The 1253-nt window shown below is 72.5% G+C and carries 2 protein-coding genes; both read right to left on the reverse strand.

Going from position 1 to position 1253, the window contains the following annotated elements; genetic code table 11:
* On the reverse strand, positions 1-1001 hold a 1001-nt coding region (locus CCN37_RS34105), incomplete at its 3' end, for an FAD-binding oxidoreductase (RefSeq protein WP_086828963.1).
* A 59-nt stretch (positions 1002-1060) separates the two neighbouring features.
* On the reverse strand, positions 1061-1253 hold a 193-nt coding region (locus tag CCN37_RS34110; RefSeq protein WP_143261941.1), incomplete at its 5' end, for a WhiB family transcriptional regulator.

A 1253-nucleotide genomic window follows, 5' to 3' on the forward strand; every position in this document is an offset into this window, starting at 1 on the left:
TCGGCCAGCCACAGGCCGCGCACCTCCGGGGCCGGACCGACCAACGGCAGCTCGTCGGGGGTCAACGCGAACACGCCGTTGATCCGCTTCTCCACGTCAGCGGTGCGCAGCGCGGGCACGAGCTTGCGGGCCTTGGCCAGCGCGGGCTCGAACACCTTGTCGCGGAAGCGCCGCCCGGCCGTGGCACCGAGCGCGGCGGGCACTGGCTCGTGGTCGTAGCTGCCGAAGCCGTAGCGGTGGCCGTGCGTGCGGCAGTACACCGCGTGCTCGGGGTAGCGCACGATCGGCATGGTGATCGGCTCCGCGGTGAGGTCGTCGCTGGGCACGGTGAAGGCGTAGGGGTGCTCGACGGGCAGCATCGGCACCTGCACTCCGACGGTCGAAGCGAGCGTCGGCCCCCACACCCCGACCGCTAGGACCACTGTGTCGGCGCGGACGACGCCGCTGTCCATGCGCACTCCGACGACGCGGCCGCTCTGCTCCTCCAGCTGACGAACCGGGCTGTTCCACCGGAACTGAGCCCCCTGCTCGCGCGCGGAGGCGATCAGCGCGGCGGTCACGGCGACCGGGTCGACGGCGCCGTCATCGTGGATGAGCAGCGCTCCGTGCGCGGTATCGGACACGAGACCGGGAGCCAGCGAAGCCGCCTCGGACGCGGTGATCACCCGCGCGTCGAGACCGAGCCGGGTGCCGTTGTCGACGTCGGCGGCGAAGCCGGACATGCCAGCTTCAGAGGTGGCGACCTCCAAGCAGCCCACGCGGTGGAACTGCCCGGGCAGCCGCGAGTACAGCTCCACGCTGTCGATCGCCAGGCGGGCCAGGTCGCGGTCGGAGCTGAGCTGGCCGACCAGTCCGGGGGCCAGACCGGTGGAGCCGGGCAGCGTGCCCTCCGAGCGGGCGTCGATCACCAGGACATCGGCGAACCCGCGCTCGGTGAGGTGGTGCGCCACGCTCGCGCCGACGATCCCAGCGCCCACCACGACAACGCGCTGACCAGCCACCAGACCTCCAGGTGCGACACCAGACCGAGCCGGTGCCACACCTTAGGTCACAGGTGCGCTCACGCGGCGTGGTGCCGTCTGGTCCTGCCCCTGCCCTTGCGGGCCAGCACGACCGCGCGGCGCTCATCCTCATCCTGCCCGCCCCACACCCCGTACGGTTCCTCGACCGCCAGTGCGTGCTCCAGGCAGCGCCGCACCACCGGGCAGGTCGCGCACACCTTCTTCGCCTCGTCGTCACGGCGCCGCCGCGCC

This window comes from Allokutzneria sp. NRRL B-24872, from assembly GCF_002155965.1.
Classification (GTDB): Bacteria; Actinomycetota; Actinomycetes; order Mycobacteriales; family Pseudonocardiaceae; genus Allokutzneria.